Source organism: Streptomyces deccanensis, assembly GCF_022385335.1.
In the GTDB taxonomy this organism is placed as follows: Bacteria; Actinomycetota; Actinomycetes; order Streptomycetales; family Streptomycetaceae; genus Streptomyces; species Streptomyces deccanensis.
On the sequence record NZ_CP092431.1, the window covers coordinates 2,256,723 to 2,281,250 of the forward strand.

The 24,528-nt window shown below is 72.5% G+C and carries 23 protein-coding genes; 10 read left to right on the forward strand and 13 right to left on the reverse strand.

Annotated features, from left to right (window positions below):
- Positions 1-17: 17 nt before the first annotated feature.
- Positions 18-1,628 carry an MFS transporter gene (locus L3078_RS10055; RefSeq protein ID WP_239753077.1) on the reverse strand — a complete coding sequence of 537 codons (1,611 nt, stop codon included), beginning with the start codon at positions 1,626-1,628 and terminating at the stop codon, positions 18-20.
- A 326-nt stretch (positions 1,629-1,954) separates the two neighbouring features.
- Between L3078_RS10055 and L3078_RS10060 the strand changes: the two genes are divergently transcribed.
- Complete coding sequence (locus tag L3078_RS10060; protein WP_239753078.1) at positions 1,955-3,184, forward strand: glycosyltransferase family 39 protein; 1,230 nt, start codon at positions 1,955-1,957, stop codon at positions 3,182-3,184.
- A gap of 238 nt (positions 3,185-3,422) precedes the next feature.
- Positions 3,423-4,460, forward strand: coding sequence for a phosphatase PAP2 family protein (locus tag L3078_RS10065; RefSeq protein ID WP_239753079.1), 1,038 nt, complete (start codon positions 3,423-3,425; stop codon positions 4,458-4,460).
- 105 nt (positions 4,461-4,565) lie between these two features.
- Here L3078_RS10065 and L3078_RS10070 read toward each other — a convergent pair whose 3' ends face one another.
- The gene (locus tag L3078_RS10070) at positions 4,566-4,781 is read right to left on the reverse strand and encodes an I78 family peptidase inhibitor (protein WP_239753080.1); all 216 of its coding nucleotides are present in this window, start codon (positions 4,779-4,781) and stop codon (positions 4,566-4,568) included.
- A 384-nt stretch (positions 4,782-5,165) separates the two neighbouring features.
- Between L3078_RS10070 and ctaD the strand changes: the two genes are divergently transcribed.
- The gene (gene ctaD, locus L3078_RS10075; protein ID WP_239753081.1) at positions 5,166-6,896 is read left to right on the forward strand and encodes an aa3-type cytochrome oxidase subunit I; all 1,731 of its coding nucleotides are present in this window, start codon (positions 5,166-5,168) and stop codon (positions 6,894-6,896) included.
- A gap of 45 nt (positions 6,897-6,941) precedes the next feature.
- Here ctaD and L3078_RS10080 read toward each other — a convergent pair whose 3' ends face one another.
- The 4 genes from L3078_RS10080 to L3078_RS10095 all read right to left on the reverse strand — a co-directional run bounded on the left by L3078_RS10080 (position 6,942) and on the right by L3078_RS10095 (position 11,064).
- Complete coding sequence (locus L3078_RS10080) at positions 6,942-7,781, reverse strand: hypothetical protein (RefSeq protein WP_420864049.1); 840 nt, start codon at positions 7,779-7,781, stop codon at positions 6,942-6,944.
- Positions 7,778-9,040 carry a glycosyltransferase family 4 protein gene (locus L3078_RS10085; RefSeq protein WP_239753082.1) on the reverse strand — a complete coding sequence of 421 codons (1,263 nt, stop codon included), beginning with the start codon at positions 9,038-9,040 and terminating at the stop codon, positions 7,778-7,780. Before L3078_RS10085 ends, L3078_RS10080 begins: the two co-directional genes overlap by 4 nt.
- Positions 9,041-9,212: 172 nt before the next feature.
- On the reverse strand, positions 9,213-10,505 hold the full coding sequence (locus tag L3078_RS10090) for an ABC transporter substrate-binding protein (RefSeq protein ID WP_239753083.1): 1,293 nt from the start codon (positions 10,503-10,505) through the stop codon (positions 9,213-9,215).
- Positions 10,480-11,064 carry an MTB12 C-terminal domain-containing protein gene (locus L3078_RS10095; RefSeq protein ID WP_239753084.1) on the reverse strand — a complete coding sequence of 195 codons (585 nt, stop codon included), beginning with the start codon at positions 11,062-11,064 and terminating at the stop codon, positions 10,480-10,482. The genes L3078_RS10090 and L3078_RS10095 overlap by 26 nt, the downstream gene beginning before the upstream one ends.
- 132 nt (positions 11,065-11,196) lie before the next feature.
- On the opposite strand from L3078_RS10095, the gene L3078_RS10100 reads away from it, so the two are divergent.
- Genes L3078_RS10100 through L3078_RS10110 form a run of 3 tightly spaced genes read left to right on the forward strand, consistent with a single transcriptional unit; the run spans position 11,197 to position 15,184 of the window.
- Positions 11,197-11,685: a hypothetical protein gene (locus L3078_RS10100; RefSeq protein ID WP_239753085.1), complete on the forward strand. Its 489-nt coding sequence runs from the start codon at positions 11,197-11,199 to the stop codon at positions 11,683-11,685.
- A complete protein-coding gene (locus tag L3078_RS10105; RefSeq protein ID WP_239753086.1) occupies positions 11,685-14,516 on the forward strand; it encodes an ABC transporter permease subunit in 2,832 nt (943 codons plus the stop codon). The genes L3078_RS10100 and L3078_RS10105 overlap by 1 nt, the downstream gene beginning before the upstream one ends.
- Positions 14,513-15,184, forward strand: coding sequence for an ABC transporter ATP-binding protein (locus L3078_RS10110; protein WP_239753087.1), 672 nt, complete (start codon positions 14,513-14,515; stop codon positions 15,182-15,184). The genes L3078_RS10105 and L3078_RS10110 overlap by 4 nt, the downstream gene beginning before the upstream one ends.
- A gap of 20 nt (positions 15,185-15,204) precedes the next feature.
- On the opposite strand, the gene L3078_RS10115 is transcribed toward L3078_RS10110, so the two are convergent.
- Positions 15,205-15,885 (reverse strand): LysM peptidoglycan-binding domain-containing protein, encoded by a 681-nt coding sequence (locus tag L3078_RS10115; protein WP_239753088.1) that lies wholly within the window; start codon positions 15,883-15,885, stop codon positions 15,205-15,207.
- Positions 15,886-16,420: 535 nt separating this feature from the next.
- Between L3078_RS10115 and L3078_RS10120 the strand changes: the two genes are divergently transcribed.
- Together L3078_RS10120 and L3078_RS10125 are read left to right on the forward strand one after the other, a co-directional pair.
- Positions 16,421-17,191, forward strand: coding sequence for a hypothetical protein (locus tag L3078_RS10120; RefSeq protein WP_220649764.1), 771 nt, complete (start codon positions 16,421-16,423; stop codon positions 17,189-17,191).
- A gap of 226 nt (positions 17,192-17,417) precedes the next feature.
- On the forward strand, positions 17,418-17,786 hold the full coding sequence (locus L3078_RS10125) for a hypothetical protein (RefSeq protein WP_239753089.1): 369 nt from the start codon (positions 17,418-17,420) through the stop codon (positions 17,784-17,786).
- 87 nt (positions 17,787-17,873) lie between these two features.
- Here L3078_RS10125 and der read toward each other — a convergent pair whose 3' ends face one another.
- The 5 genes from der to aroH form a co-directional block, all read right to left on the reverse strand.
- Entirely contained in the window at positions 17,874-19,334 is a 1,461-nt protein-coding gene (gene der / locus L3078_RS10130; protein ID WP_239753090.1) for a ribosome biogenesis GTPase Der, read from the reverse strand.
- A gap of 111 nt (positions 19,335-19,445) precedes the next feature.
- Complete coding sequence (locus tag L3078_RS10135; RefSeq protein WP_239753091.1) at positions 19,446-20,036, reverse strand: lysophospholipid acyltransferase family protein; 591 nt, start codon at positions 20,034-20,036, stop codon at positions 19,446-19,448.
- A 161-nt stretch (positions 20,037-20,197) separates the two neighbouring features.
- Positions 20,198-20,875 (reverse strand): (d)CMP kinase, encoded by a 678-nt coding sequence (cmk, locus tag L3078_RS10140; protein ID WP_239753092.1) that lies wholly within the window; start codon positions 20,873-20,875, stop codon positions 20,198-20,200.
- Between the two features lie 118 nt (positions 20,876-20,993).
- Positions 20,994-22,079, reverse strand: a complete 1,086-nt coding sequence (locus tag L3078_RS10145) for a prephenate dehydrogenase (RefSeq protein ID WP_239753093.1) — start codon at positions 22,077-22,079, stop codon at positions 20,994-20,996.
- Complete coding sequence (aroH, locus tag L3078_RS10150; protein ID WP_239753094.1) at positions 22,076-22,444, reverse strand: chorismate mutase; 369 nt, start codon at positions 22,442-22,444, stop codon at positions 22,076-22,078. Before aroH ends, L3078_RS10145 begins: the two co-directional genes overlap by 4 nt.
- 173 nt (positions 22,445-22,617) lie before the next feature.
- Between aroH and L3078_RS10155 the strand changes: the two genes are divergently transcribed.
- Together L3078_RS10155 and L3078_RS10160 are read left to right on the forward strand one after the other, a co-directional pair.
- A complete protein-coding gene (locus L3078_RS10155) occupies positions 22,618-23,058 on the forward strand; it encodes a Rieske (2Fe-2S) protein (RefSeq protein WP_239753095.1) in 441 nt (146 codons plus the stop codon).
- 22 nt (positions 23,059-23,080) lie between these two features.
- Complete coding sequence (locus tag L3078_RS10160) at positions 23,081-23,842, forward strand: nucleotidyltransferase domain-containing protein (protein ID WP_239753096.1); 762 nt, start codon at positions 23,081-23,083, stop codon at positions 23,840-23,842.
- On the opposite strand, the gene L3078_RS10165 is transcribed toward L3078_RS10160, so the two are convergent.
- Positions 23,759-24,520, reverse strand: a complete 762-nt coding sequence (locus L3078_RS10165) for a nucleotidyltransferase domain-containing protein (RefSeq protein ID WP_239760269.1) — start codon at positions 24,518-24,520, stop codon at positions 23,759-23,761. The genes L3078_RS10160 and L3078_RS10165 overlap by 84 nt on opposite strands.
- Between the last annotated feature and the right edge of the window lie 8 nt (positions 24,521-24,528).

The following is a 24,528-nucleotide window of genomic DNA, read 5'->3' on the forward strand; positions in this document are numbered from 1 at the left end:
CTCAGCTGCGGACGGGGTCAGCGCATCGACTCCGCGCGCACCGGTGTCGCCCCGGAGGCCTCCCGCGGTCCCGGCACCTCGGCGGAGCCCCCGCACTCCATCCCCCGGGGCAGCCGCAGCGCCATCACCGCGCCGAGCACCAGCAGCGCCGCGCTCACCAGCAGCGTCACGTGCAGGCCGTGGACGAAGGAGTCGCGGGCGGCATGGCGCAGGGCCTCGCCCGAGGAACCGCCCAGCCGGTCCGCCACCTCGTACGCCTCCCCCAGCGAGTGCCCGGCGGCGGCGGACGCCGATGAAGGCACCCCCGGCACGGACGACAGGCCGGGCGCGTACGCCGCGTTCATCACACTGCCGAGGAGCGCGATCCCGATGCCGGCGCCCAGTTGGTAGGAGGTCTCGCCGATCGCCGCCGCCCCGCCCGCCGACGACGCGGGCGCCTCGCTCAGCATCGACTCGTACGCCCCGAACAGGGTCGTCTCCAGGCCGAAGCCCAGCAGCACGAACCCGGCGAGCAGCAGCCCCGCGTTGTCGTGGCGTCCCATCGCGGTCAGCAGGACGACCGCGAAGGCGGTGAGGCAGAAGCCGAGGGAGACCATGCGGCGCGGCCCGAAGCGGTGCAGCATGTGGGAGCCGACGAGCCCGGCGGCCATCGCGGCGACGGTCAGCGGCAGCAGCCGCAGCCCCGTCTCCAGCGGGGAGAGGCCGAGGACCAGTTGCAGATACTGCGCGGCGATCAGTTCGAGCCCCACCAGCGCGAGCATCGCGAGGACGATGCAGCCGACCGAGGTGCTGAACGCGGGCCGCGCGAACATCCGCAGGTCGACCAGCGGATGCGTCCGGCGCCGCTGCCGTCGTACGAACGCGATCAGCAGGGCGGCGCCGCCGAGGAGCGCGAGCGCGGTGGCCGGCTCGAACGGCGGGTGGCCGCTGCCGAGCCGCTTGACGGCGAGGACGAGCCCGAAGAGACCGACGGCGGCCACCAGGGCACCGACCACGTCCCAGGGACCGTCGCGGTCGCCCGTCGACTCGGGCAGCAGCAGCCGTCCGATCGGCAGGCTGACGAGCATCAGCGGGATGTTGACGAGGAAGACCGAGCCCCACCAGAAGTGCTCGAGCAGGAACCCGCCGAGGAGGGGTCCGACGGCCGCGCCCACGGCGGCGACCGCGCTCCAGATGCCGATGGCGAGCGCCCGTTCCCGGCGGTCGGGGAAGACCTGGCGCAGGATCGACAGGGTCGCGGGCATGATCATCGCGCCGCCGACACCGAGCAGGGCACGGGCCGCGATCAGCACCTGGGGGCTGTCCGCGAAGGCGGCCAGGGCGGAGGCGACGCCGAAGAGGGCGTAGCCGAGGAGGAGGATCCGTCTGCGGCCGACCCGGTCGCCCAGCGTGCCGAAGAGGATCAGCAGCGAGGCGCAGACCAGCGGGTAGACATCGACGATCCAGAGCAGCTCCATGGCGCTCGGCTTGATGTCCTCGGTGACGGCGGGCACCGCCACGTGCAGCACGGTGGCGTCGACGGCGACGAGCAGCAGGCTGACGCAGAGGACGACGAGGACGACCCAGCGGTTTGCACCGGCCCCGGCGTCCCGACGGCGTCGTGCGGCGGCCGTGGGCGTCCCGGACATGTACGTACCTCCCAGAAGGCTCTCGCGTTCGGCGGAACCGGCGGGGCGGGGAGTCCCCGGCGGTCACGGCCCGGGAGGAGCGGTGTCCCGGACCCGCGCAACGAAAGGCGAGCGAGCCGTCAGCGTACGCGAGTTCCCGCCGGTGGAACGTGGTGGGTGTCTCATGGAACCCTCATGTGACGTGTGGCATACGCCACGCGCCGGGCCGTCCACCGGTCCTCCATGGCTCCTTCATCACTCGTCCGTGGTTCCTCGGTCACGGTCCATCACGGTCCACCACGTGACGGCGTCCCGGCCGGTTCCCGGTGCCGTCGATAATCGAGCGCGTGACCGATCTCGCCACGCGCCCGGCGGCGCCCCTTCTGAGGCGGGCCGCCCCCGCGCTCCTCGGGTACGCGGCCGTGCGCGTCCTGGGCCTCGTCGTCCTCGCCGTGTGGAGCGCGGCGCGCGACAAGAGCGCCCTGACCCTGCTGTCGGCCCGCTGGGACTCGCTCTGGTACACCCGCGTCGCCGAACTCGGTTACGGCTACGAGGTGCGGCTGCCGAATGGCGACATCCACTCGAACCTGGCCTTCTTCCCGCTGCTGCCCTGGCTGGAGCGGGGGGTGTCCGCGGTGACCCCGCTGTCGTACGCGCACGCCGGTCTTCTCGTCGCCGGCCTCGCCTCGCTCGCCGCGGCCTGGGGGATCTTCGCGGTCGCGGACCGGGTGTACGGGCGCCGGGTCGGGGTGTGCGCGGTGCTGCTGTGGGCCGTGCTGCCGGTCGGGGTGGTGCAGTCGATGGCGTACACGGAGTCCCTGTTCACCGCGCTGGCCGCCTGGTCGCTGTACGCCGTCCTCACCGGCCGCTGGGTGACGGCGGGCGTCCTCGCGGCGCTCGCCGGGCTGACCCGCCCGGTGGGGCTCGCGGTGGTGGCGGCGGTGTGGGCGGCGGCGATCGTGTCGTACGCACGGGAGCGGCGACACACTGTCCCGCACACTCTCCCGCGCGCCGGAGACTCGGTCACCCGTCCCCCGTTCGTACGAAACCGGAGTGAGGAAGTATCAGGAGGCGCTCCCGCGTGGCCGCGCGCCCTCGGGATGCTCCTCGCGCCCCTGGGGGCCCTCGGCTACGTCCTGTGGGTCGGCCGGCGTACGGGCAAGGGCCCGCTCGGCTATCTCGACGTCCAGGCGGGGTGGCGCAACGGCTTCGACGGCGGGTACGCCTTCGCGCGTTTCGTCGCCGACAAGTTCACGTCGTTCCCGTCGGCCCTGGCCGGGGCCGGGCTGATCGTCGGAGTGGCGTCGATCGTTTGGCTGTACGCGGTCTGTGTACGTCAGCGGCAGCCGCTTCCGCTGCTGGTCTACGCGGGGGTCGTCACCGCGCTGGCGCTGTGCGCCTCGAGCTACTTCGGCTCGAAGCCCCGGCTGCTGATGCCGGCCTTCCCGCTGCTGCTGCCGCTCGCGCGCGCCCTCGCCGGTGCGCGTACGCCCAGGTCAGCGGCGATCGTCGGGGGTGTCGCGGTGCTGTCGGCGGTCTACGGGGCGTTCTGGCTGAATGGTTCCGGTCCGCCCTGACGGGCCGCGACGGACAGCGAGCGAACGGGTAATTCCGTGCGAGCAATCGGTGAACGAATTCATAAGGGCCGCAAAACGACCGCTCCGCATTAGGCCATGGAATTGAAGGCCGAGTGGCGCAACGATTCGCCATTCAGCAGAAATAAACATCATTCTGAGATGAATCCCACATCACGGCGTCATCACAAAGCCGGTGATTCACGCCGCGTACGAGCTCACTCGCTGTAACGTCGATTGAGTGCGTACCGAACTAAAGCCGACCCGTCTGGACCGGGTCTTCTCCAGGCTGGACCGTGAGCCGGAACGGCCGGCCCACATCGATGTACCGGTGATGACCCGCCACCGGGTGGTGCTGTTCGCCTCCACCCTGGCCTTCTACGTCGCCATCGTGTGGGCCGTCGTCATCACGTCCTGGCTGGTCCGGCTCGACTGGCAGATCATGTTCTTCCGGCCGTACCAGCAGTGGCAGCAGATCCACGCCTTCCTGGACTACTACGTCGTCCTGGGCCAGCGCGGCCCCACCGCCGTGATGGTCGCCGCCTGGCTGGGCTGGCGCTCCTGGAGACAGCACACCCTGCGGCCGATGCTCGCGCTCGGCGTCTCGCTGCTGCTCCTGAACATCACCGTCGGCGCCGCGAAGCTCGGCATGGGCCGGCTCGGTCCGCACTACGCCACCGAGATCGGCTCCAACGAGATGTGGCTGGGCGGCGACATATTTCCTTCGGGACACACCGCCAACGCCGTGGTGACCTGGGGCATCCTGGCCTATCTGGCGTCGACGCCGAGAGCCAGGCGCTGGCTGTCCGCGCTGTCCGCCGTGATCTCGCTCGGCGTGGGCCTCACCACGGTCTACCTGGGCACGCACTGGTTGAGCGACGTCCTGCTGGGCTGGGCCGCCGGTCTGCTGATCATGCTGGCGCTGCCCTGGTTCGAGCCGCTGATCGCCCGCGCGGAGGTCTGGCTGTTCTCGCTGCGGGACGCCTGGCGCGACCGCCGCACGGCGACCGCACCGGCGACGGCCCCGGCGCCCGCGCCGACGCCCGCCGTGGGCACGTCCCCGCTGCGGGCGCCCGACGAGGAGCATGCGAGCGCCCGGGAGACGGGCATCGCGGCCCGCGCCGCGCACCCCCCGATCGTGCCGCTGCACCTGTCCCCCGGCCCGCATCTGACCAGGTCGGAGCGGACCCCGGTGACCCCGCTCGGCACCCGTAGGCCGCCCCACGCGGACCGGGTGGCCCGTAACGCGACCTCGGCCCGACCGGTCGCGGGCGGCTGACACGAGACAGCGGGGCCCGGTACGCACAGCCCATGCCCCGCACGGCGAAGGCCCGGCTCCCTACGGAGCCGGGCCTTCGCCGTCCTCGACCGACGACGCGCGGGTTCAGCCCTTCCAGGCTCGCCTCACCCGGCCGTCCTCGACCTCCAGGTTCAGCCGGCCGAAGCGGTACTCCATGGTGATGATCGCGCCCGGCGGCAGCTTTCTGACGGTGGACCAGCCCCGTTCGGCGGCTCGGGCCTCGGCCTGCGGTGCCTCCAGACCGACGTAGGCGTCGGGGTCGTCCCGGGGCTCTTCGGAAGGGGTGGGAAAGGGTGCCATGACCGCCACGGTAGGCGGCCCCAGGCCCCGCTGTCGCCCCGCAGTCACGCTTCTGTCACAGAACCACGACACCCGTTTCGGCCCAACGCAGTCACACGTACGAGCGGTTCCTTACGCCTTCCGCGTGCTGCGGAACGTAATTCCCGACCGCTTCGACACCATCGCGAATAGCCCGTCGGAAAGCATGTCCGGGGCCGTGTGTGTCCGGTGCATGTCCAGCCTTTTCCCACTGATTCCCGGGCGGCTACCGGAAGCCCCCACCTCATGGGAAATACACGGTTCCCCCACACTTCCCCCGTACGCCCCCTGTCGGAGCGAACGGGGCACGAGCATCATGGCGTGCGTGCATCACGGGCCCAGGACGCGGCAGCGAAGGGGCGAGCGATGGGGACCGAGACCGTACAGGCGCCGACCCGGCCGACGGGGGCGAGGGCACCGGGGCGGCTGGTGGTCGACTGGCTGACCACGACCGACCACAAGAAGATCGGCCATCTCTATCTGGTCACGTCCTTCCTGTTCTTCCTGGCCGCCGGTCTGATGGCGCTGGTGATGCGTGCCGAGCTGGCCAGGCCGGGCACCCAGATCGTGGACAACGAGCAGTTCAACCAGTTGTTCACGCTGCACGGCACGATCATGCTGCTGCTCTTCGCGACACCGACCTTCGCAGGGTTCGCCAACGAGATCATGCCGCTCCAGATCGGCGCGCCCGATGTGGCCTTCCCCCGGCTGAACATGCTGTCGTACTGGCTGTTCCTGTTCGGCGGGCTGATCGTGATGGGCTCGCTGCTGGTGCCGTCGGGGCCCGCCGACTTCGGGTGGTTCGCCTACGCGCCGCTGAACAACGCGGAACGGTCGCCGGGGATCGGGGCCGACATGTGGATCATGGGGCTGGCGCTGTCCGGGTTCGGGACGATCCTCGGCGCGGTGAACTTCCTGACCACGATCATCGGGATGCGGGCGCCCGGGATGACGATGTTCCGGATGCCGATCTTCACCTGGAACACGCTGTTCACGTCGATCCTGATCCTGATGGCGTTCCCGGTGCTCGCCGCCGCGCTGCTGGTCCTGGAGGCGGACCGGCGCTTCGGCTCGCAGGTCTTCGACGCGGCCAACGGCGGCGCGCTGCTGTGGCAGCACCTGTTCTGGTTCTTCGGGCACCCGGAGGTCTACATCATCGCCCTCCCGTTCTTCGGGATCATCACGGAGATCATCCCGGTCTTCAGCCGCAAGCCGATCTTCGGCTACCTCACGCTGGTCGGGGCGACGATGGCGATCACCGGGCTCTCGGTCGTGGTGTGGGCGCACCACATGTTCGCCACGGGCGCGGTGCTGCTGCCGTTCTTCTCGTTCATGAGCTTCCTGATCGCCGTGCCGACGGGCGTGAAGTTCTTCAACTGGACGGGGACGATGCTGAAGGGCTCGCTGTCGTTCGAGACGCCGATGCTGTGGGCGACCGGCTTCCTGGTGTCGTTCCTGTTCGGCGGGCTGACCGGGGTCATCCTGGCCTCGCCGCCCCTGGACTTCCACGTCACCGACTCGTACTTCGTGGTCGCGCACTTCCACTACGTCGTCTTCGGCACGGTCGTCTTCGCCACCTTCGCGGGGTTCTACTTCTGGTGGCCCAAGTTCACCGGGAAGATGCTCGACGAGCGGCTCGGCAAGATCCAGTTCTGGACGCTCTTCGTCGGGTTCCACACCACGTTCCTGGTGCAGCACTGGCTGGGCGCCGAGGGCATGCCCCGGCGGTACGCGGACTACCTGGCCGCCGACGGGTTCACGGCGCTCAACACGGTCTCGACGATCGGCTCCTTCCTGCTGGGCCTGTCCACGCTGCCGTTCCTCTACAACGTCTGGAAGACGTCCCGGTACGGCGTGCCGGTCGACGTCGACGACCCGTGGGGCTTCGGCCGGTCGCTGGAGTGGGCGACCTCGTGTCCGCCGCCGCGCCACAACTTCGTGACGCTGCCCCGGGTGCGCTCGGAGTCCCCGGCGTTCGACCTGCACCATCCGAGGTTCGCGGCGATCACACCGCCGCAGACACGCAAGGGGCAGGAGCGCACCCCGCACCCCCGGTTCGGTCAGGAACGGTCGACGGGCGGCCCCGGAGGATCCTGACGGTCCAGGACTCCGGGGCACCCGCGAGCGTGGCCGGTGGCCGGTTCAGTCGACGGCGACGACCGTGACGGACAGGTCGTTGTGGGCCGTGTAGTACGGCTCGCCCTCCACCGGGCCGTGCGCTGACTCGGCGCGGGCCTTGGGGTAGACGAAGACCGGGTGCTTGTCGACGACGTCGTCGAGCAGCCGCGCGACCCGGACCTTCGGGCCGTCCTCGCCCCGGGGCCGCAGCCACAGGTCCCAGTGGCCGGGCCGCAGATCGCCGTAGGCCACGGTGAAGCGGACCTCGCCCTTGTCGTCGTGCGCGGTGAGGTCGGTCCGTACGGCGGTCAGCACCCCGTTCTGGTCGGTGAGTTCGGCGAACGCCTCGGAGGTGGGCCCGGTGCCGTACAGCCGGGCGGTCACCGCCAACCTGCCGTCGCCGATGTGGAGTTCGCCGGCCTCGGCGTGGGGGGAGCGCTCCCAGCTGCGGAGGGTGAGGTTGCCGTGCTTCGTGGCGTACGGGATGCGGACGGCGATCCGTTCGGACGACGCGGCGGGCGCACGGTCGACGAGGGAGCGCAGGTCGTTGACGCCCGGGGCCAGGCGTCGCGGCTCGTCCTCGGCCGTCTGGAGGTAGACGTCCCAGAAGCCCTCGGGGACGTCCACGCTGCTCGGCAGCGCGGCCCGCAGCAGGCCGTCGCCGGCCGGGGTGAGCGGCAGGCGCACCTCCCGGTCGCCATCGCGCGAAACGAGGAGCAGGTGGGCGGGGCCGGACTCGCCGCGGGCGGGGACCTCGAAGGTCAGGCCGCCCGCGAAGTCGGCGACGCAGTCGGCGCGGGGGGTCGTGGCCCTGTCCTCCGGGTCGTCGCGGTGCGTGGGCTGCTGCGGAGCCAGCGTCATCATGCGGTGCGTCCCTTCTTGAAGGCGGAACGTCCGGCATCCCGAACGGCGTACGCGCCGCCGAGCAGCGTGCCACGGGTGCGGTGCAGCGAGCCGCGCATCCGGCCCACCGTGGAGGCGCCGCCGCGGGCGACGAGGTCGCCGAAGAGCGTCTCGTAGCGCTCGGCGATGTGGGACGGGTCGAAGCGCTCGGAGTCCTTGAGCGCGGCCTGCGCCATCTGCTGACGCCTGTCGTCGTCGTTGATCAGTTCCAGGAGACCGTCGGCGATGGCCTTGACGCTGCCGACCTTGACCAGGCGGCCGTCGACGCCGTCGTCGATGATCTCGCCGGGGCCGTGCGGGCAGTTGGTGGAGACGACCGGGAGACCGCACCGCATGGCCTCGACGATCGTCATGCCGAACGACTCCAGGCTGGAGGTGACGGCGGCGACGGAACCCTTGGCCCACTCGGGCTCGATGGGGTTGGCCGGGCCCATCAGATAGACGTGGTTGTAGAGGCCCAACTTGTCGACGAGGGCGCGGAGTTTGTCCTTCTGCTTGCCGCCGCCGTAGATCCGCAGGCGCCAGTCGGGCCGCTCCTCGCGCACCTTGTCGAAGGCCTTGATGAGCAGGTCGTACCGCTTGACGGGGGCGAGTCGCCCGGCGGCGACGACCCATTTGCCGGTGCCGTCGGCCGGGTCGATGCCGGGTGCGGGCACCGGGTTGGGCACGGCCTGGAGGCGGACGCCCGGCAGCCGCATCTTCGAGCCGTACGCGCGCGCGTCGGCCTCGGTGGTCGTGGTGAGGGCGTCGAGCCTCGGGTAGACACCGCGCAGGGTGGCGCGCAGGGCCGCGGAGTGGCTGTCGAGCGTGAGGTGCTCCTGGCCCACGCGGATCGGGCCGCGACGGGTCTGCCGGGCCATGTGCACGTTCAGGCCGGGCCGGGTGCCGATCAGGACGTCGGCGTCGACCGAGGCGAGGTGCTCGGCGATGCGCCGGTCGGTCATGACGCTGTACTGCTTGTAGCGGCCCTCGGCGCGCGGGAAGACCTTGGCGGGGCGCTCCAGGTCGGCGTGGCCCTTGTCGGCGCCACCCTCCCGGATGTCGACGAGGCCACGCAGCCGGACCCTCGGATCGACGGCGAAGACCGGCTCGTCACGGTGGCGGAAGACGGAGACGATCTCCACGTCGTGCTGTTCGGCCAGGGTGTTGGCGAGGTTGTACGTCGTCCGGATCGTTCCCCCGATCCCGTACGCGTTGTGTATGAGGAAAGAAATGTGCATGCGTCCCCCGAACCCCCTGTTTTCCCTGGTCATCCATCAATGGCACTGCTGGTCCAGCGCCATACGGTTAGACCCGGCGTCCCCTGGAATGGTTGGACATCATCATCAAGTTGTTTTTGAACGGTTGTGTGATCGATAGCCCGGCGAGGCAACCTGTTCGCCTCGGAACGCATCAGGGCCTGTACGGCAGTTGGGGAACGTCGAAGCAGGTGTCGTTCATGTCGCCCTGGCTCACCCACCCCTTCCCGTCCCGCCAGCGGGCCACCGACACACAGGTCCGGCGCGTCGTCGGCGGCTCGGCGAGCCGCTCGAAGCGGACGGGGACGAGCAGTCCGTCGGCGCTGTAGGGCTCGTCGCGGTTCATGAACCGGTCGACGCACGCGCGGGTGACGCCCTCCGCGCTCCCCGCGCACGATCTCGCCGCGTCCGTGAACCACATCGCGGCCGCCCAGCCCTCCAACTGCCACTGGGAGTGCGTCTTCAGGCCCTTCGTCGCCTCCCGGAACTCCCGTACGGCCGCGTCGCCGAGATCCGCGTGATTGCGGCTGGAGCCGGTGGCCCACAGGGCGTTGCGGCAGCGCGGGGCGTCCGCGTAGTCCTCGGCGACCGTGGAGGTCCAGTTCTGGACGTTGGTGACCTTGGCGGTGACGTCGGCGCCCACGTCGTCCATCGCCTCGCAGAGCCGGGCGTTGCCGTGGCCGTCGATGGCGTCGAAGACCAGGTCGGCGCCCTGCTCCTTGAGGTCGGCGGCGGCCGCGCGGAAGTTGGGCAGCGCGAAGTCGACCTGCTCGGTGACCACGTCGTACCCCTCGGCCTTCAACCCCTGGACCAGCAGGCGGGCGTAGGCGGCCGACGCCGACTGGTTGTACGAGACCACGGCGGCCGTCCGGGCACCGTGCTCGCGCTTGAAGTAGCGGTAGACCTCGGTGCCGCCGTACTGCTTCCCGTCCCAGCCGGTCGTGCCGTCCCGGGGCGCGAGGCTGCCGTAGACGCTGTAGAGATACGGGTACGTGTCGTACGCGGGCCCGATGGGCTGGCCCCCGATGTCGGGCACGCGCGCGCGTGCGACCCGGGCGGCGCCCGCGTAGTCGAGGGCGGTGGTGGCGACCAGCGCCACCACGCCGTCCTCCTCGACGAGCCGGTGCACGCACTCGTTGTTGCCGACGCCGCTGCCGCCGTCGTCGCACTCCCGCACCTCGACGCGGCGGCCGTCGACGCCGCCGCGCGCGTTGAGCGCGGCGAAGTAGGCCTTCGCGCCGTCACGCGGACCGGTGAACGCGGCGCCGCCGACCGGGCTGGTGACGCTGGTGATGATGCCGACGCGCAGCGGCTCACGGTGCGACGGGGCGGGCGGGGCGCTCCCCCGCTCGAAGTCGCTCTCCGGGAGCCGGCTGCCGCAGGCCGTGGCCAGCAGGAGCAGCAGGCCCGCGGCGGCCGTCTCAGCAGCCCGGGCCCGGTGTCGCATTGCCGCTCAGCGCGACCAGCCCGCACAGGGTCTTCACGGACACCTTCCAGGTGCCGTCCTGTTCGACGGCCGTGCCCGCCGCGTCCGGCAGCGCCGTGGCGCCCTCCAGCAGCAGGGTGTACGTGACGTCGGCGCCGGTCGCCGAGGTGAACTCGATCTTCCGGACCTCCGCCTCGACCTGCCCGCCGCGCTCGTCACCGCTGAATGCCGCGAGGACGGGGCCCATCTCGTCGCCGTTCTCCAGGACGGCCTGTTTCTCCTTCGTGGAGGTGGCCGGGTCGAAGAACGCCTTCCAGTTCTTCTTGATCTCCTGCTCGGCCGCCGCCGTGTCCGCGGGCGCGCTCGCGCTGGCGGACACGGTCTCCTCGGCGGGTTCGCTCGTCGTCCGTTCCACGGAGGGGGTCGGCGGAGGGCTGTCGCCGCCGCCACCGCTGTCGTCGCTGCACGCCGCGAGGGCCGGGGCGAGGAGGAGGACCAGGGCGGCCGCCAGGGCCGTGCCCCGTCCCGCCGCCTGGGACCCGCGTCCGTTCGCCCGCCTGAGGTCGCTCCCGAGAACCATCTGGCTCACCACCGGGTGTCGGACCGGGCGGCATGCGCCCGGTTCTTTCAGGGTCAGCTTGCAGAAGGCATAGTGCAAGCCATCGGCTGCGATGGACAGACACACGACGTGTGGGAGCCCCGGATGCCCCGGATGCGGACAGCCCGACCACGGACCGCGCACCCCGTCCTCTGGGCCGGCTGGGCCGCGCTCGCCGGTGGCGCGGTGCTGTGCGTCGTCGGCTGGTACGGCGTCTCCGGCGAGCGCTTCGCCGCACGGCAACTCCCCTACCTGGCCTCCTGCACGGTCCCCGGCGCCGCGCTGATCGTCGCGGGCGCGGTCCTCCTCGCCCACGGCCGGAACGCCCTGGCCGCCTCGCGGGTCGAGGAGTTGTACGGCCTCCTGGTCGCCGCCGAGCCCGCCGACGACGACCCGTCCGCGCGGGAGCCGCTCGGGCCCCTCGCCACCAGCGGCACCCTGCTGATGGTGCCCGGCGGCACGCTCTGGCACCGTGCCGACTGCCCGCTGGTGGCCGGGAAGACGGAAGCGGTGCCGGTGGACTCCCGGGTCCTGACGAGCGGCGAACTGCGGCCGTGCCCGATCTGTGAGGCGCCCTCCCGGGACGACTCCCCGGAGGGCTGATGGCGTCGCTGACGTACGACCTCACGCTGGCCGGCCTGTCGGTCGGCAGCGCGGCGGCCCTCACCGGGATCGGTCTGATCGTGACCTACCGGGCGACCGGTGTGCTCAACTTCGCGCACGGGGCGATCGCCGTGGTGTGCGCGTATCTGCTGCGCCAGTTCACCGTGGAGTGGGGGTGGCCCCTCTGGGCGGGCGGGGTGGTGACCCTGCTGGTCGTGGCGCCCTCGATCGGCCTGGTCCTGGAGCGCTTCGTCTTCCGCCCGCTCGCCGTGCTCGGCGGCGACCCGGCGCGGACCCTCGTCGCCTCCATCGGCGTCTTCGTCCTCCTCGTCGGCGGGACCACACTGCTGTGGGGGCAGGGCGCGCGGGACGACGCGCCGACGCTGTTCTCCGCCGACCCGTGGGGCCAGTTGGCGGTGGCCGTCACCGTCGCGGCGGCCGTGGGCGCGGTCACGCGCCGGACGCGCTTCGGCCGGGAGCTGCGCGCCGTCGTCGACGACCGCTCCCTCGCCGTGCTCGGCGGCATCGACGCGGACCGGGTCGCCGCCACCGGCTGGGCCTTCGGCTCCTTCACGGCCGGCCTGACGGGCGTCCTGCTGGCCCCGTACGTACGCCTCGACCCGTACGGCATGCCGCTGCTGGTGATGGAGGTGGTGGCCGTGGCGGTCGCCGCCCGGATGCGGAGCCTGCCGGTGGCCGTACTGGTCGCGCTGGGCGTCGCGGTCGCGCAGAGCCAGCTGACCCGGCTGCATCCGTCGGGCTGGGCGGAACCGTTGCTCCAGGCCGTGGGCGCCAACCTCTTCGTGGTCGCCCTCCTCGTGGCGGCGCTGGTCCTGCCGGGTGTGGGCGACCGCGACGCGCTGCCCCGCCCGGCGACCGCGCGGGTCCGCACACCCGGCGGCGCGTGGATCGTGGCCCTGCTGCTGTTCCTGATCCCGCTGGGCTTCGCGGGCCAGGACCTGCACACGGCCGTCCAGGTGCCGGCGCTCGGCGTGATCCTGCTCTCCCTGGTGGTGGTGACGGGCCGAGGCGGCCAGATCTCCCTGGGGCAGGCGGCCTACGCGGGCCTGGGCGCCCTGTTAACGGCCCTCCTCGCGGCGGGCCGCTTCCCGTTCCTGCCCGGCCTCCCCGCGCCGGCCGCCCTGTTGGTGGCCGTCCTCCTGGTGGCGCCCCTCGGCCTGCTGACCGGCTGGCCCGCGATCAGCCGTCGCGGGCTGGCGCTCGCCCTCGCGACGTTCGCCGTCGGCGTCGGCGTGAGCCGCTTCGTCTTCGCCCAGCCGTACGCGACCTCGGGCCTGGCCCTCTCCCGGCCCCCGGGCTTCGAGGGCGACCGCGCCTACTACGTCCTGGAGTTGGGCCTCCTCGGCCTCGCCCTCCTCGCCACCCACGCCCTGCGCCGGGGCCGCACGGGCAGAGCCCTCGCCGCCGTGCGGGACCACGAGTCCGGGGCGTCGGCGGCGGGCGTGCGCGTCCCGGCGCTGAAGCTCGCGGCGTTCGTCACGGGCGCCGCCCTCGCCGCGCTCGGCGGCGGCATGCTCGCGATGGGTGTCCGCGCCTTCGACCCGGCCGCCTACGACCCCGTCCGCAGCCTCCTCTGGTTCGCCGCGATCGTCGTCCTCGGCGCCGACAACTCCCTCGGCGCCCTCGCGGCGGCCGCCCTGCTGGTGGGCCTGGACGCGGGCACCGAGGCCGGCGTGGCCACCGCGGTCATCGGCGTCCTGGCGACCCTGGTCGGCCGCTTCCCGGACGGCCCGTACGAGGCGGTACGGAGGCGCCTCACCCGCCTGCGTCCGGGGCCGGACCCGGGTGAACGACGCGAGCTGACGCGGACGGGGGCGCGCGCTCGGGAACGGGTACGAGCGGGGGCGCGGGCCGGGGTGGGGCGGAGAGGGCCGGTGAGCAGGACGGCCGAGAGAGCCGAGACGGATGCCCGCACAAGCACTGTCAGCGGAGCGGTGGCCGACGCCTCGACCGACACCAGCAGCACCACCGGCACCGGCAGCACCGGCACGGACGTCAGCACCGACGCGAACGTCGACATCAGCACCAGCCGCCCGCCCGAAGGCCGCGCCGGTCCCGCCCAAGCCGCCCGCACCCCCATCGGCCCCGCCCCGCCTCCCTCCCCGCCCCCCTCCCTCCGCGCCCGCGGCCTCCGGCTGCGCTACGGCGAGTTCGCCGCGCTCGACGGTGTCGATCTCGACGTCCTCCCGGGACGGGTCAGCGCGGTCGTGGGTCCCAACGGCGCCGGGAAGAGCACCCTCTTCCACTGTCTCGCCGGAACGCTGCGGCCGGACACCGGGCAGGTGCGCCTCGGCGGGCGCGACATCACCCGGCTGCCCGCACACGCCCGTACCCGGCTCGGCATCGCACGGACGTTCCAACAGCTGGCGGTCTTCCCGTCGTTGAGCGTGGCGGACAACGTACGCGTGGGCGCCGAGCAGGGACGGATCGCCGATCCCGGGGCCGTGGAGCGGGCGCTGCGGCTGTTCGGGCTGGACGGGGCGGTACGGACCGCACCGGCGGCCGGGCTGCCGACCGGGACGCTGCGGCGGGTGGAACTGGCGCGGGCGCTCGCCGGCAGCCCCCGCGTGCTGCTGCTCGACGAGCCCGCCGCCGGCCTCGACTCGGCCGAGGTGACCGCCCTCGCCCGCGTGTTGCGTGCCCTCGCCGACGACGGCACGGCCCTGCTCGTCGTCGAGCACGACCTCGACCTCGTCGCGGAACTCGCGGACGTCGTCCACGTCATGGCGGCGGGCCGGATCGTCACCTCCGGCCCCGCCGACCGCGTCCTCGACCCGCCGGTCCCCCTCGCCCCGGAGGCCGGCCGATGACGCTCATCTCCCTGCGCCGCGCCCGCGTCCGCTACGGGCCCCTGGAGGCCCTGCACGGCCTCACCCTGGCCGTCCCCGGCCCCGGCCTCACCGTGCTGCTGGGCCGCAACGGTTCCGGTCGTACGACCGCGCTGCGGGCCCTCGTCGGCACGGTCCCGCTCTCCGGGGGTGCCGTGGTGTGGGACGGGGCCGACGTCACCGGGACGCCCGCGTACGAGCGCGCCCGGCGGGGCCTGGTCCTCGTACCGGAACGACGAGCCGTCTTCGGCACGCTCACCGTGCGCGAGAACCTCGAACTCGCCGCCCCCGACGCGCCCGGCCTCGCCCGCGCCCTGGGCGCCTACCCGGCGCTCGAACCCCTGCTCGCCCGCCGCGCGGGCACCCTCTCGGGCGGTGAGCAGCGGATGCTCGCCCTCACCCGGGCCCTGTCGGCACGGGCGCGGGTCGTGCTCGTCGACGAACCCGCCCAGGGCATGTCACCCGCGGTCGCGGCCCGCACGTACGAGCTGCTGGCCGGCCTCGACGCCTGCGTGGTCGTCGCCGAGCAGCGCCTGCCGCCGGCGTTGCGCGAGGTGCCGGGCGTCCTGGCGTACGAACTCCGGCGCGGGGCACTGGCGTTCGCCGGGGAGGCGGCCGAACTCGCCCGACCGGCCGACGGACAGGGCTGAGCGGGTCAGGGTTCGGAAGGTCAGAGGTCGAGCCGCTGCCCCGGGACGATCAGATTCGGGTCGCCGCCGATCACGTCCCTGTTGGCGGCGTAGACCTGCCGCCAGGTGGTCCCGTGCCGGGCGGCGATGCCGCTGAGGGAGTCGCCCTGCCGGACGGTGTAGTCGCCGCGGGACGCGCTGCGGTCGGGGTGACCGGCGGAGCGCGACGGAGCCTTCGACGGCGCCTTCGAGGGGTTCGAGGGAGCCGACTTGGCGGACTTCCCGGCCCCGGTGGACGCGGCCGACCCGGCGGGGGCCGAGCCCGCGGCGGGTGCGGCGGGCGCGCTGCCGGACGCTCCGGCGCGGCCGGAACAGGTGGGCCACGCTCCCCAGCCCTGGGCGCGCTGGACCTTGGTGGCGATCGCGATCTGCTGGGCCTTGGATGCCTTGTCGGCGGTGGCCGCGTAGGCGGTGCCGCCGTAGGCACGCCAGGTGGAGGCGGCGAACTGCAGGCCGCCGTAGTAGCCGTTGCCGGTGTTGATGTGCCAGTTGCCGCCGCTCTCGCACTTGGCGATGCGGTCCCACACTCCGCTGTCGGCCGCCGAGGCGCTGCCGCCGACGGCCAGGAGTCCGAGCGGGGCGAGCAGTGCCGCCCCGGCGAGAACCGCCGTCGTACGGGCCTTCCGGGCGCTGCCGCGCGTGGTATCAGCACATTCGGACATGAAGATCCCTCTCCACGGACCCGGGGTCCCCCCGAGCGGGGCGCTTCCCGCGCACGGACGCGGGCGTGGCGCTCCGCCCCGTCCGCCGGAGGTGGTGCTGCGCGCTGTCTGGCTCTGCGCGGCCGGCGGACGTACCCGAGCGGTGCTCGTTGCACACGGCCGGGAATGTAGGGAGGTTGACGGGTTGTCAGCAAGGAATCGCCCGTCCTGCGAGGCCAGTTCACTGTTACCCGGAGTAGCGACCAATTCCGGCCACCCACTTCATTCCCTGATTTCCTGATATGTCGGCTCGCGACCCCGATGGCCTGTGACCCACTTCACCGGACCAACTTCGCCGGACCCTCGGGAAGTTGGCGCGGAGTAACCGATTCCGCCCAGGGATTCACCCTGCGCTGCGGTTGGTTCGATTCCGTTCGTCCTCGGGCGTGACTCCGGCCACAGATCGCCCGTTGTCTTCTGCATGGGCCGGAACCTCCGCGCTCATGGGCCGGGCGCCACCCGGCACCGACACGCACCGCATCCCGAGGAGCCACCCGTGCCGCGCATGCTCGAGGTCAGCGACGAGGTACGCGCCGAGATCGGCGACGAAGAAGCCGACCGGCTGCTCGCCGGAGAGAACGCCCCCGGCGGCTACGACTGCACGTCGTGCCGCACCCCCGGCGACTCCGAGCAGGAGCGCACCAGCACCGTCCTCTTCGTCGGCGACGAGACCGCCGTACTCGCCTTCGCCCACGCCACCTGTCTGCCCTCCCAGGTCGTCCAGGTCACCGAGGAACAGCTGCAGGGCGCCGCCCGTTCCATCGCCGGGGACAGCCAGGCCCAGGCCGCGCCCGAGCAGGCCGTGCTCGGTGTGACCAGCGGACTGATCCTGCTCAGCGGCGAGTTGCACCCGGCGCTGGTCGTCGAGCCGACCGCCCCGATCGCACGCCCGGGCACGACCGGCGCGGGCGACGACTTCCTGCCGCTGCTCATCGAGCAGGGCTTCATGCCGCTCCCCCAGATCGACTCCGTGCCTCCCGTGCTGCACGGCTGGTCCGTGCTGCTCGCCATGGGGCAGCTGCACGCGATCCTGCAGCCGGGTACCTCCGGTGGTTCGCCGGTCGCGTGGTGGCAGGCCCACCAGGCGCTCCAGGTCGCCGACGCGTGGCGGGCGGCCGCGAACAAGCACCAGCAGGTGCTGATGTTCGCGGCGCCGGTGGGCTCCATCGGGCGGCAGCCGCGGGAGGATCTGCTGCGGGACGCGCTCGACAAGGCGGCGGCGAACGGGAAGTTGGTGGCCGCGACGCTGCCGCTGGCGGGAACCTGATCGCTCCGCTCGGCGAGCCGTGACAACCCGCCGTAGCAATGCGGCTGGTCAGTCGGCTGCGAGTCGTGTGGGGCTTGTCGCGCAGTTCCCCGCGCCCCTTCAGGGCGCTTCCCGGGCCGGAGGCTGAATGGTTGAGGGGGCGCATCCCTTCCGGCGTGGGGTCGTTGGCACAGACGTGCACGCATACGACGTTCCTCGCCGCCAGTCCTATCAGTCGATCCCGTCCATGCGGCCGACTCAGGATCCGTCGGGCGGGCCCTCGGCCACGCCCATCTACGACTCGCTCTACGCGGAGTGGGTCAGGACCTACCGGACCCTGCCGGGCGACCGGCACGGCGAGGAGGAGCTGGGGTTCACGGGTTTCGGGAGCCTGCCGCACGGCTCCGGCGGACAGCGCGCCACCGGGTCGTACACCTCCGGCTCGTACGGCGCCCGGCACGCGGCGGGGCATCTCGCCACCCAGCGCGAGACCCAGCCCGGTCACACGACCACGACGACGGCCGTGTGGCAGCCGGTGGGGCGGATCCCCACCGGGCACACGGGGATGCACCACATCCCGTCCCCGCTGCCCCCGGGCCCACGCCGGGGTCTTTGAGGCGCCGAGGTCTTCGAAGCGGAGCGCAGCACACGAGGAGGCGGCCACCCGGATGTCCGGGTGGCCGCCTCCTCGTGTCGCTGGTGCCTACTTCTTCTTGCCGCGCTTCTCGCGCACCCGCACCGAGATGTGGATCGGGGTGCCCTCGAAGCCGAACTCCTCGCGCAGCCGGCGCTCGATGAAGCGGCGGTAGCCCGCCTCGATGAAGCCGGAGGCGAAGAGGACGAAGCGCGGGGGCTTGGTGCCGGCCTGGGTGCCGAAGAGGATGCGGGGCTGCTTGCCGCCCCGGATCGGGTGCGGGTGGGCGGCGACCAGCTCGCCGAGGAAGGCGTTCAGCCGGCCGGTCGGGACGCGGGTCTCCCATCCGGCGAGGGCCGTCTCGATCGCGGGGACCAGCTTCTCCATGTGGCGGCCGGTGCGTGCCGAGACGTTGACCCGGGGCGCCCAGGCGACCTGGCCGAACTCGGTCTCGATCTCCCGCTCCAGGTAGTAGCGGCGCTCCTCGTCGAGGGTGTCCCACTTGTTGTAGGCGATGACCATCGCGCGGCCGGCCTCGACGGCCATCGTCACGATGCGCTGGTCCTGCACGGAGATGGACTCGGAGGCGTCGATGAGGATGACCGCCACCTCCGCCTTCTCCACGGCGGCCGCGGTGCGCAGCGAGGCGTAGTAGTCGGCGCCCTGCTGGAGGTGGACGCGCTTGCGGATGCCGGCCGTGTCGACGAACTTCCAGGTGACACCGCCGAGTTCGATCAGCTCGTCGACCGGGTCACGGGTGGTGCCCGCGAGCTCGTTGACGACGACGCGCTCCTCGTTCGCCACCTTGTTGAGGAGCGAGGACTTGCCGACGTTGGGGCGGCCGATCAGGGCGATGCGACGCGGGCCGCCGACGGCCGTGCCGAAGCTCTGCGCGGGCGCCTCCGGCAGGGCCTCCAGGACGGCGTCCAGCATGTCGCCGGTTCCGCGGCCGTGCAGCGAGGAGACCGGGTGCGGCTCGCCGATACCGAGGGACCACAGCGCGGTCGCGTCGGCCTCGCCGCTCGGGCCGTCGACCTTGTTGGCGCAGAGCACCACGGGCTTGTTGGCCTTGCGGAGCAGCCGGACGACGGCCTCGTCGGTGTCGGTGACGCCGACCTTGGCGTCCACGACGAAGACGACCGCGTCGGCGGCCTCGATGGCGTACTCGGCCTGGGCGGCGACGGAGGCGTCGATGCCGAGGACGTCCTGCTCCCAGCCGCCGGTGTCGACGACCTTGAAGCGGCGGCCCGCCCACTCGGCCTCGTAGGTGACGCGGTCGCGGGTGACGCCGGGCTTGTCCTCGACGACCGCCTCGCGGCGGCCGATGATGCGGTTCACCAGGGTCGACTTGCCGACGTTCGGGCGGCCGACGACGGCGAGGACGGGCAGCGGGCCGTGGCCCGCCTCCTCGATCGCGCCCTCGACGTCCTCGATGTCGAAGCCCTCTTCCGCGGCGAGCTCCATGAACTCCGCGTACTCGGCGTCGCCAAGCTCTCCGTGCTCGTGCTCGGAGGGAAACTGGTCGTTCATGAAGTCCGTACCTCGTAGTTCATCGTGGTGATCGGTGGAGCGTCCGGCCTGTCGAGCCGGCTGATCCACTACTCAGTGTCGCCCGGCGCCCGTTCGGACGCCCGGCGTTTTCTACCGCCGGCCGGTGAGCCGTCGGGCGTGGTCCAGGTGGGCGCCGAGCTGCTGCTGGATGCGCACGGTCGCCTCGTCCAGTGCCTTGCGGGTCCGCCGCCCGGTGCCGTCGCCCGCCTCGAACGGGTCGCCGAAGACGACGTCGACACGGGAGCGCAGCGGGGGCAGCCCTCTGATCAACCGTCCGCGCCGCTCGGTGCTTCCCAGTACGGCGACCGGGACGATCGGCGCTCCGCCGCGCACGGCGAAGTAGGAGAGTCCGGCGCGCAGCGAGGCGAAGTCGCCCTCGCCCCGGGTGCCCTCCGGGAAGATGCCCAGCACTCCGCCGTTCGCCAGGACGGCCAGCGCCTGGGTGATGGCGGTGCGGTCGGCGGTCGACCGGTCCACCTTGACCTGCCCGATGCCGAGCAGGAAGGGGTCGAGGGGACCGATGAACGCCTCCTTCTTGATCAGGAAGTGCGTCGGGCGGGGTGCCACGCCCATGACCATCGGGCCGTCGATGTTGTGGGAGTGGTTGACGGCGAGGATGACCGGTCCGGTCGTGGGGACCCGCCAGGCACCCAGCACCCGCGGCTTCCACAGGCCGTACATCAGCCCGACGCCGATACGCCGGCCGACCTCCGCACCGAGCAGCGAGGGAGCCGTGGCCGAGGGTGCCGCAGCCGAAGGCGTCCCAGCCGGAGACGTCCTGATCGGGGATGTCCCGGTCGAGGATGTCCCGGCCGCGCTCGTCCGGTCCGCCGACGCCCCGCTCACTTTCCCGCCCGCTTCTCCTCGACGAGGGTCACCACGCACTCGATGACCTGCTGGAGGGTGAGGTCGGAGGTGTCCACCTCGACCGCGTCGTCCGCCTTGGCGAGCGGGGAGGTCTTGCGGCTGGAGTCGGCCGCGTCCCGCTTGAGGAGCGCCTCGCGGGTCGCCTGCACGTCGGAGCCCTTCAGCTCGCCGCTGCGGCGGGCGGCGCGGGCCTCCGGGGAGGCGGTGAGGAAGATCTTCAGGTCGGCGTCCGGCAGGACGGTCGTGCCGATGTCCCGGCCCTCGACGACGATGCCGTTCTCGGCGCCCGACGCGATGGAGCGCTGCAGCTCGGTGATCCGGGCCCGCACCTCGGGGACGGCGCTCACGGCGCTGACCTTGGAGGTGACCTCCTGGGTGCGGATGGGCCCGGCGACGTCCGTGCCGTCGACGGTGATGGTCGGCCCGGACGGGTCGGTCCCCGAGACGATCTCCGGCTTGCCCGCCACGGCGGCGATCGCCGAGGGGTCTTCTATGTCGATGCCGTTGTTGACCATCCACCAGGTGATCGCCCGGTACTGGGCGCCCGTGTCCAGGTAGCTCAGCCCGAGCTGCGCGGCCACGGCCTTCGAGGTGCTCGACTTGCCCGTGCCGGAGGGGCCGTCGATGGCAACGATCACTGTGGCGCGTTCCACTGGGGAGCACCTTTCCTGGTCCGAGGCGGTGGGGCGGGGCGAAAAGCGCCCCGGACAAGGGTACTGGTTGCCCGAAGCCCCTCGGCCCGGCCCTCCGACAGCCCCGTCCGGCCCGCTCCTACTGCCGGATCGCCCAGCCCCGCTCCCGCAGGGCCCCCGTCAGCACCACCGCCGCCTTCGGCTCCACCATCAGCTGGACCAGACCGGCCTGCTGCCCGGTGGCGTGCTCGATGCGTACGTCCTCGATGTTGACGCCGGCGGCCCCCGCGTCGGCGAAGATGCGGGCCAGCTGGCCCGGCTGGTCGTCGATCAGCACCGCCACCACCTCGTAGCTCCGCGGCGCGGACCCGTGCTTGCCGGGGACGCGGACCTGGCCGGCGTTGCCGCGGCGCAGGACGTCCTCGATGCCGGTGACGCCCTCGCGGCGCTTGGCCTCGTCGGAGGCCTGGAGGGCGCGCAGGGCCTGGACGGTCTCGTCGAGGTCGGCGGAGACGTCGGCGAGGAGGTCGGCGACCGGGCCGGGGTTGGCGGAGAGGATGTCGATCCACATGCCGGGGTCGGAGGCCGCGATCCGGGTCACGTCCCGGATGCCCTGCCCGCACAGCCGTACGGCGGCCTCCTCGGCGTGCTCCAGCCGCGCGGCGACCAGGCTGGAGACGAGGTGCGGCATGTGCGAGACCAGGGCGACGGCCCGGTCGTGGGCGTCGGCGTCCATGACCACCGGGACGGCCCGGCAGTGCGAGACCAGCTCCAGGGCGAGGTTCAGCACCTCGGTGTCGGTGTCCCGGGTCGGGGTGAGCACCCAGGGGCGGCCCTCGAAGAGGTCGCCGGTGGCGGCCAGCGGGCCGGACTTCTCGCGGCCCGACATGGGGTGGGTGCCGATGTAGGAGGAGAGGTCGAGGCCCAGCGCCTCCAGCTCCCGGCGGGGGCCGCCCTTCACGGACGCCACGTCGAGGTAGCCGCGCGCGAGACCCCGGCGCATGGCGTCGGCGAGGGTCGCGGCCACGTGCGCGGGCGGGGCGGCGACGATCGCGAGGTCCACCGGGCCCTCGGGGGCCTCGTCGGTGCCGGCGCCGAGCGCGGCGGCCGTACGGGCCTGCTCGGGGTCGTGGTCGGTGAGGTGGACGATCACCCCGCGCTGGGCGAGAGCGAGGGCGGCGGAGGTGCCGATCAGTCCGGTGCCGATGACGAGTGCGGTTCTCACTGGGCGATGTCCTTGCGGAGCGCGGCCGCGGCGCCCAGGTACACGTGCGCGATCTCGGAGCGCGGCCGGTCGGACTCGATGTGCGCGAGGATCCGTACGACCCGGGGCATGGCGCCCTCGATGTCGAGTTCCTGCGCGCAGATCAGGGGTACGTCGGCGAAGCCGGTGCCGAGCTTGCGGGCCGCGGCGGCCGGGAAGTCGCTGTGCAGGTCGGGGGTGGCCGTGAACCAGATGCTGATCAGGTCGTCCGGACCGAGTCCGTTGCGCTCCAGGACCGCGGTGAGCAGCTCGCCCACCCGCTCGTCCATGTGCCCCGCCTCGTCCCGTTCGAGCTGGACGGCGCCCCGGACCGCTCGTACCGCCACGACTCTGCTCCTCGCTGATGTACCCGCCGACTCGTTGCGCGACCAGCCTAGTCAGCCCGCCCCCGGCCGGTGCGCGGCGCCCGCCTGCCGAGACGACGCCCGTGACGTGCGAATAGCGCGTTTTGTGGCACTCTCTCCTAGGTTGGGTTCTTCCGCACGTTCGGAGTGACGACATGACGATGGGTTCGACGCGGCGCACGGTGCTCACGACCGGCGCGGCGGGCACGGCGGCGCTGCTGGTGGGGTGCGGCGGCGGCAACGGCGGCGACTCCGAGGGCGACTCCGGGGAGGAGACCTCCCCAGGGGACGCCGGCACGGGCGGTGCCGGTGAGGAGCTGGCCGGGACGGCCGACATCCCGGTGGGCGGCGGCAGGATCTTCGAGGATCAGAAGGTCGTCGTGACGCAGCCGCAGGAGGGCGACTTCAAGGCCTTCTCGGCGGTCTGCACGCACCAGGGCTGCATCGTCAGCGGCGTCTCGGACGGGACGATCGACTGCGCCTGCCACGGCAGCAGGTTCAAGATCACGGACGGTGCGGTGGTGCGGGGCCCGGCCACACGGCCACTGCCCGCCGAGGAGATCAAGGTCTCGGGAAATTCGATTCAGCTGGCCTGAGGCACCCCGTACGCTCCCCGGCATGCAGCCCCCGCACCCGCACAGCCTGGTCCGCGACCACACCGTCTACGCCTGTGTGATGGGGTCGCGGGCCTTCGGTCTCGCGACGGACGACAGCGACACCGACCTGCGGGGCGTCTTCCTGGCCCCCACCGAGACGTTCTGGCGCTTCGAGAAGCCGCCGACCCATGTGGAGGGCCCGGCGGAGGAGCAGTTCAGCTGGGAGCTGGAGCGCTTCTGCAACCTGGCCCTGCGCGCCAACCCGAACATCCTGGAGTGCCTGCACTCCCCGTTGGTGGAGCACGTCGACGCCACCGGCCGGGAACTGCTCGCGCTGCGCGGGGCGTTCCTCTCCCGTCAGGCCCACGAGACGTTCGCCCGCTACGCCCTCGGCCAGCGCAAGAAGCTCGACGCGGACGTCCGCACGCACGGCGCCCCGCGCTGGAAGCACGCCATGCATCTCCTCCGCCTCCTGATGAGCTGCCGTGACCTGCTGCGCACGGGCACGCTCACCGTCGACGTGAGCGACCAGCGCGAGCCCCTGCTGGCGGTGAAGCACGGCGAGATGGCGTGGGCCCGGGTCGAGTCCTGGATGGCCCGGCTGGCGACGGAGGCCGAGGAGGCGGTGCACCGCAGCCCGCTGCCGCCGGAACCGGACCGCGACCGGGTCGAGGACTTCCTCGTACGCACCCGGCGCGCGTCAGCCCTGCGCGCCGTCGAGGCGGACCCGGACGACGAAGTCGTGCAGCGCGTCGTACGCGGACGGGTTCTCCGGGAGCGCTGACAGCGCCTGCTCCCGCTCCAGCACCTCCTGGAGCCGCTCCACGTCCTCCGCGACGCGTTCCTGGTCGACCTCGGCCTTGCTGTGTTCCAGGGCCGCCTTCGCCGCGACGAGGTCGGGCAGATACCCGGGCGCCTCGTCCACCTGCGGCACCAGGGTGGGCAGATGGGCCTGCACCTCGCCGCTGCGCATGAGGTGGATGCCGGTGAGCAGCACGCGGAACGTGTAGAGCAGCGGCTTGAGTTCGCCGGTCTTCTCGAAGAGCCGCCACTGGGTGACGGCGAACCCCCGGTAGTGGTGGGCGTGGTGGCGCGTGAGCACCCCGGGGGCGAGCGCGACCAGTTCGCGGTGGGCCTCGCCGGTGTGCACGACGAGCGGCGAGAGCAGCTGCTCCAGCACATAGCCGTTGCGGCGCAGCATCAGCCGGGCGAACTTGCGCAGGTCGTGCGTGACGAGGTCCATCTCGACGCCGTCCCGGTCCCACATCCGCGACCGGGTCTCCTCCGGCTCGCGCAGCCCGACCAGTTCGGCCGTGGGCAGCAGGTGCACACCGCGCAGGTCCACGTCGGAGTCGCGCGACGGGAAGCCGTACAGGTGGGCGCCGGAGACGGTCGCGAAGAGCAGCGGGTCGGGCTGTTCGGCGACGACGGGCGCCAGGTCGATGTCGGGGGCGTCGGTCAGGGCGTCGG

Bases quoted from the DNA above. Each gene is read 5' to 3' on its own strand.
- L3078_RS10055 (WP_239753077.1), bottom strand. From the start codon at position 1,628: ATGTCCGGGACGCCCACGGCCGCCGCACGACGCCGTCGGGACGCCGGG.
- L3078_RS10070 (WP_239753080.1), bottom strand. From the start codon at position 4,781: ATGGCACCCTTTCCCACCCCTTCCGAAGAGCCCCGGGACGACCCCGAC.
- ctaD (WP_239753081.1), top strand. From the start codon at position 5,166: ATGGGGACCGAGACCGTACAGGCGCCGACCCGGCCGACGGGGGCGAGG.
- L3078_RS10080 (WP_420864049.1), bottom strand. From the start codon at position 7,781: ATGATGACGCTGGCTCCGCAGCAGCCCACGCACCGCGACGACCCGGAG.
- L3078_RS10085 (WP_239753082.1), bottom strand. From the start codon at position 9,040: ATGCACATTTCTTTCCTCATACACAACGCGTACGGGATCGGGGGAACG.
- L3078_RS10090 (WP_239753083.1), bottom strand. From the start codon at position 10,505: ATGCGACACCGGGCCCGGGCTGCTGAGACGGCCGCCGCGGGCCTGCTG.
- L3078_RS10095 (WP_239753084.1), bottom strand. From the start codon at position 11,064: ATGGTTCTCGGGAGCGACCTCAGGCGGGCGAACGGACGCGGGTCCCAG.
- L3078_RS10100 (WP_239753085.1), top strand. From the start codon at position 11,197: ATGCGGACAGCCCGACCACGGACCGCGCACCCCGTCCTCTGGGCCGGC.
- L3078_RS10105 (WP_239753086.1), top strand. From the start codon at position 11,685: ATGGCGTCGCTGACGTACGACCTCACGCTGGCCGGCCTGTCGGTCGGC.
- L3078_RS10110 (WP_239753087.1), top strand. From the start codon at position 14,513: ATGACGCTCATCTCCCTGCGCCGCGCCCGCGTCCGCTACGGGCCCCTG.
- L3078_RS10115 (WP_239753088.1), bottom strand. From the start codon at position 15,885: ATGTCCGAATGTGCTGATACCACGCGCGGCAGCGCCCGGAAGGCCCGT.
- L3078_RS10125 (WP_239753089.1), top strand. From the start codon at position 17,418: ATGCGGCCGACTCAGGATCCGTCGGGCGGGCCCTCGGCCACGCCCATC.
- der (WP_239753090.1), bottom strand. From the start codon at position 19,334: ATGAACGACCAGTTTCCCTCCGAGCACGAGCACGGAGAGCTTGGCGAC.
- L3078_RS10135 (WP_239753091.1), bottom strand. From the start codon at position 20,036: ATGTACGGCCTGTGGAAGCCGCGGGTGCTGGGTGCCTGGCGGGTCCCC.
- L3078_RS10155 (WP_239753095.1), top strand. From the start codon at position 22,618: ATGACGATGGGTTCGACGCGGCGCACGGTGCTCACGACCGGCGCGGCG.
- L3078_RS10160 (WP_239753096.1), top strand. From the start codon at position 23,081: ATGCAGCCCCCGCACCCGCACAGCCTGGTCCGCGACCACACCGTCTAC.